Raw genomic sequence first — 4391 nt, 5'->3', positions numbered from 1 at the left:
CGCTTCGACGCCGGGGCCGTCCTCGACGCCTTCCTCGAGCACCGGCCCGCCTACACCATCGGCCCCGCCACCGCCTTCACCGCCCTGGCCGCCCACCCCGCCGCCACCCGCGAGCACTTCGCCTCGTTCCAGGTGATCTCCTCCGGCGGCGCCCCGCTCCCGCCCGCCCTCGTCGAACGCCTCCGGGCCGACTTCGGGTTCTACCTCCGCAACGGCTACGGCCTCACCGAGTGCACCGCCCCCTGCGCCTCCGTCCCCGCCCACCGCGAAGCCCCCGTCGACCCCGGCAGCGGGACCCTCTCCGTCGGGGTCCCGGGCGCGCAGACCCTCGTGCGGATCCTCGACGAGCACGGCGGCGAGCTCCCGCTCGGGCAGACCGGCGAGATCGCCGTCCGCGGGCCGCAGGTCGTGCCCGGCTACTGGGGCCTCCCCGACGAGACCGCCGCGGCCTTCCCGGACGGCGAACTGCGCACCGGCGACGTCGGGTTCATGGACGCGGACGGCTGGCTCTACGTCGTGGACCGCAAGAAGGACATGATCAGCGCCTCCGGCTTCAAGGTCTGGCCGCGCGAGGTCGAGGACGTCCTCTACACCCACCCCGCCGTCCGGGAGGCGGCCGTGGTCGGTGTCCCCGACGCCTACCGCGGGGAGACCGTCACGGCGTACGTGAGCCTGCGCCCCGGCACCCGTGCCGAGCCGGCCGAACTCGTCGCGCACTGCGCCGAGCGGCTCGCCGCCTACAAGTACCCGCGCCGGGTCGAGATCCTGCCTGTTCTTCCCCAGACCACCAGTGGCAAGATCCTCCGACGAGAACTGCGCGAGCGCGGCTGAAAACAGTCGGACGATCAGGAGAGGCAGGCGAGCACCATGGCCGCCAGGAACACCGCCGGACCCGAGGACGGCGACCGCGGCCAGAGCCGCGAGCACGGCCGCGACCACGACCGCGAGACCCCGGTACCGCAGCGGCTGCTGGCCGTCGCCACCAGGCTGTTCGCCGAGCGGGGCTACGACCGCACCTCCGTCCAGGAGATCGTCGAGGCGGCCGGGGTCACCAAGGGCGCGCTCTACCACTACTTCGGCTCCAAGGACGACCTGCTGCACGAGGTGTACGCGCGCATGCTGCGCCTGCAGCAGCAGCGGCTCGACGCGGTGGCCGGATCCGATGCCCCCGTCGAGGAGCGGCTGCGGGCCGCGGCGGCCGACGTCGTCGTCACCACGATCGAGAACCTCGACGACGCGATGATCTTCTTCCGGTCGATGCACCAGCTCAGCCCGGAGAAGTACAAGCAGGTCCGCGCCGAACGCCGGCGCTACCACGAGCGGTTCCGCGCGCTGGTCGAGGAGGGCATGCGCACCGGGGTCTTCGCCACGGCCACCCCCGCCGACCTGGTGGTGGACTACTACTTCGGCTCCGTGCACCACCTCTCCACCTGGTACCGGGCCGACGGTCCGCTGACCCCGCACCAGGTGGCCGACCACCTCGCCGACCTGCTGCTCCGCTCCCTGCGCCCTTAGACAAGGGCGGGGACGAGCGCCGGGTAGTCGTTGTAGCCCTCGGCGCCGTGCACGTGCATCAGGAACTCGGGGCGGAGCTCGTTGAGCGGCGCGCCCGTGCGCGCGCGTTCCACGAAGTCGGGATTGGCGATGAAGGCCCGGCCGAGGGCCACGAGGTCGGCGCCCTCGGCCAGCAACCGCTCGCCCCGCGCCGCGCCCCCGTCGGCGGCCGCCTCCTCGCGGGAGAGCTTCGGGTTGGCGATCAGCGTGCCGGGCCAGGCCCTGCGGAGCATCGCGAAGCCGGGCCGCTCCTGGTCGGCGTACTCCACGTGCAGGTAGACCGGCTCCAGTTCCGCGAGGGCCGCGAGGAGCGCCGGGTAGAGCTCCTCCAGGTCGGGCTCCTCGATGCCGTTGACCTCCACCCCGGGGGAGATCCGCACGCCGACCCGCTCCGGGCCGACGGCCTCGCCGACGGCCCGGACCACCTCGACGGCGAACCGGATCCGGCCCTCGACCGAGCCGCCCCACGCGTCGGTGCGGAGGTTGGTGTTCGGCGCGAGGAACTGGTGGAGTAGCAGGCCGTTCGCCGCGTGCACCTCCACCCCCTCGAACCCGGCCGCGACGGCGTTGCGGGCGGCGCGGGCGAAGTCGGCGATGGTGGACCGGATGTCCTCCTCGGTCATCGCCCGGGGCGTGACCGGGTCCTGCAGCCCGGCGGAGGTGTGCAGGGGCTCCGGGAGCGGGACGGCGGACGGGGCGAGCGGGACGTGGCCGCTGGTGTCGGGGTGGCCGATCCGGCCGCCGTGCTGGAGCTGGAGGAACATCCGCCCGCCGGCGTCCCGCACCGCACGGGTGACCCGCTGCCACCCGGCCGCCTGTGCGGCGGTGTGGATGCCGGGAATGTGGGGGTAGGTCTGTCCGACGGCGTTCGGGGTGGTCGCCTCGGCGATGATCAGCCCGGCCGTGGCGCGCTGGGCGTAGTGGGTGGCCATCAGCTCCCCGGGCACCCCGTCGGCGCCGGCGCGGTTGCGGGTCAGGGGGGCCATCACCAGACGGTTGGGGAGGTCGAGGCGGCCCAGGCGGGCGGGGGAGAAGAGGCGGGATCCGGCGGCGAAGGTCTGTCGTGTCTGCGTCATGCCGGTACCGTAGAACCTGACATCAGTGTCAGGTTCAAGACGGATTCCCCCGTGAGGTGACCATGCGGATCGGTGAACTGGCGGCGCGCACCGGGGTCGGTGAGCGGTCGCTGCGCTACTACGAGCAGCAGGGCCTGCTGGCCTCCGACCGTACGCCGGGCGGCCACCGCGACTTCCCCGAACGGGCCGTCGACCGGGTCATCCGCATCCAGGAGCTCTACGCGGCCGGGCTGAACAGCTCCAAGATCGGACAGATCCTGCCCTGCATGCGGGACGAGGACGGCGGCCCGTCGGTGCGCGCGACCCCGGCCCTGGTGGCCGAACTGGCCGCGGAGCGGGACCGGATCGACCGGATGATCGGCGACCTCGTCCGCTCCCGCGAGGTGCTGGACGAGGCCATCGTGGCGGCTTCCGGCCGGATCGCCGCGGAGGCCTGAAGGCACGGGCCCGGTACCGCGGAGGCCTGACGGCACGGGCCCGCCACCGCACAGGCTGACGGCACGGGCCCGCCACCCCCTAGCGGTACCGCTTCAGCTCGCGGTGGGCCAGGGAGCGCTGGTGGACCTCGTCCGGACCGTCCGCCAGCCGCAGCGTCCGCGCGGCCGCCCACAGTTCGGCCAGCGGGAAGTCCTGGCTGACCCCGCCCGCGCCGTGCAGCTGCACCGCCCGGTCCAGGATCTCCACCACCGCGCGCGGGGTGGCGATCTTGATGGCCTGGATCTCGGTGTGGGCGCCCCGGTTGCCGACCGTGTCCATCAGCCAGGCCGTCTTCAGCACCAGCAGCCGCAGCTGCTCGATCGTGACCCGGGCGTCGGCGATCCAGTTCTGCACCACCCCCTGGGCGGCCAGCTCCCTGCCGAAGGCCGTACGCCCCACCGCGCGCCGGCACATCAGCTCGACGGCCCGCTCCGCCATGCCGATCAGCCGCATGCAGTGGTGGATCCGGCCCGGGCCGAGCCGGGCCTGGGCGATGGCGAAGCCGGCGCCCTCCTCGCCGATCAGGTTCTCCGCCGGCACCCGGGCCCCGTCGAAGACCACCTCGGCGTGCCCGCCGTGGTCGTGGTCGGCGTACCCGTACACCGTCATCGCCCGGCGCACCTCCACGCCGGGGGTGTCGCGCGGGACCAGGACCATCGACTGCTGGCGGCGCGGATCGGCGCCGCCCGGGTCGGTCTTCCCCATCACGATGAACACCTTGCAGTCCGGGTTCATCGCCCCCGAGATGTACCACTTGCGCCCGGTGACCACGTACGCGTCGCCGTCCCGCTCGATCCGGGTCTCGATGTTCGTCGCGTCCGAGGAGGCCACCTCGGGCTCGGTCATCGCGAAGGCGGAGCGGATCTCCCCCGCCAGCAGGGGCTCCAGCCACTGCTTCTTCTGCCGCTCGTTCCCGAACTGGGCGAGCAGCTCCATGTTCCCGGTGTCCGGGGCCGCGCAGTTGGTGGCCATCGGCGCCAGGTGCGGGCTGCGGCCGGTGATCTCGGCGAGCGGGGCGTACTGGAGGTTGGTCAGCCCGGCCCCGTACTCCTCGTCGGGAAGGCCGTGCTGGTTTACGAAGAACAGGTTCCACAGCCCCCGGCGGCGCGCCTCGGCCTTCAGTTCACCGAAGACGGCCGGGGTGTCCCAGGGCGAGGCCAGCCGCGCGCGCTGCCCGACCGCGACGGCTTCCGCCGGGTAGACGCACTCCTCCATGAACGCGAGCAGCCGCCCGCGGAGTTCCTCGGTCCGGGTGTCGAATGCGAAGTCCATCTGCGCGGCTCC

General features: G+C 73.2%; 5 protein-coding genes. 3 read left to right on the top strand and 2 right to left on the bottom strand.

Annotated elements, in window-relative coordinates:
• Together VR44_RS26810 and VR44_RS26805 are read left to right on the top strand one after the other, a co-directional pair.
• The coding region (locus tag VR44_RS26810; RefSeq protein ID WP_045950180.1) for a class I adenylate-forming enzyme family protein at positions 1-831 on the top strand (831 nt) is incomplete at its 5' end.
• Between the two features lie 36 nt (positions 832-867).
• Positions 868-1515 carry a TetR/AcrR family transcriptional regulator gene (locus VR44_RS26805; RefSeq protein ID WP_245692259.1) on the top strand — a complete coding sequence of 216 codons (648 nt, stop codon included), beginning with the start codon at positions 868-870 and terminating at the stop codon, positions 1513-1515.
• Here the strand turns inward: VR44_RS26805 and VR44_RS26800 are convergent.
• Positions 1512-2630, bottom strand: coding sequence for an alkene reductase (locus VR44_RS26800; protein ID WP_045950179.1), 1119 nt, complete (start codon positions 2628-2630; stop codon positions 1512-1514). The genes VR44_RS26805 and VR44_RS26800 overlap by 4 nt on opposite strands.
• A gap of 62 nt (positions 2631-2692) precedes the next feature.
• On the opposite strand from VR44_RS26800, the gene VR44_RS26795 reads away from it, so the two are divergent.
• Positions 2693-3067 carry a MerR family transcriptional regulator gene (locus VR44_RS26795; RefSeq protein ID WP_045950182.1) on the top strand — a complete coding sequence of 125 codons (375 nt, stop codon included), beginning with the start codon at positions 2693-2695 and terminating at the stop codon, positions 3065-3067.
• 79 nt (positions 3068-3146) lie between these two features.
• Here VR44_RS26795 and VR44_RS26790 read toward each other — a convergent pair whose 3' ends face one another.
• Complete coding sequence (locus VR44_RS26790) at positions 3147-4379, bottom strand: acyl-CoA dehydrogenase family protein (RefSeq protein WP_045950181.1); 1233 nt, start codon at positions 4377-4379, stop codon at positions 3147-3149.
• Positions 4380-4391: the final 12 nt, after the last annotated feature.

This window comes from Streptomyces katrae (assembly GCF_000966975.1).
GTDB classification, from domain to species: Bacteria; Actinomycetota; Actinomycetes; order Streptomycetales; family Streptomycetaceae; genus Streptomyces; species Streptomyces katrae.
This window is presented reverse-complemented; position numbering and strand designations above follow the sequence as displayed.

Excerpts from the sequence above, each read along its gene's own strand:
- VR44_RS26805 (WP_245692259.1), top strand. The coding sequence starts at position 868 with ATGGCCGCCAGGAACACCGCCGGACCCGAGGACGGCGACCGCGGCCAG.
- VR44_RS26795 (WP_045950182.1), top strand. The coding sequence starts at position 2,693 with ATGCGGATCGGTGAACTGGCGGCGCGCACCGGGGTCGGTGAGCGGTCG.
- VR44_RS26790 (WP_045950181.1), bottom strand. The coding sequence starts at position 4,379 with ATGGACTTCGCATTCGACACCCGGACCGAGGAACTCCGCGGGCGGCTG.
- VR44_RS26800 (WP_045950179.1), bottom strand. The coding sequence starts at position 2,630 with ATGACGCAGACACGACAGACCTTCGCCGCCGGATCCCGCCTCTTCTCC.